The organism is uncultured Psychromonas sp., from assembly GCF_947489755.1.
Taxonomy (GTDB): Bacteria; Pseudomonadota; Gammaproteobacteria; order Enterobacterales; family Psychromonadaceae; genus Psychromonas.
The window spans coordinates 1-242 of the sequence record NZ_CANLFB010000105.1 but is presented as its reverse complement, the minus strand read 5'-3'; the positions used below and the strand labels follow the sequence as shown (position 1 = coordinate 242).

The window sequence follows — 242 nt, the reverse complement described above, 5'->3', positions numbered from 1 at the left end:
TGGACATACGCAGCAGATAACACACAAGCGGCTATCCAAGCGCTAGATGACGGTGAGTCATTAACCGATACTATTACCGTGACAACCAGTGATGGTGTTGAGCAAACGATTGAAATTACGATCAATGGTGTCGACGATTTATCTGTTGTGACAGGCGACGATACTGGCGCAGTGACAGAAGATGCGGATGCAGCAACGTTAACAACGACGGGTACCTTATCGCTAAGCGATGTTGATACCAC

General features: G+C 47.5%; 1 protein-coding gene. It reads left to right on the top strand.

The features are described 5' to 3' along the window. Window positions 1-242, top strand: a 242-nt coding sequence (locus tag Q0794_RS18195) for a VCBS domain-containing protein (protein WP_298944297.1), incomplete at both ends; no start/stop codon positions are given.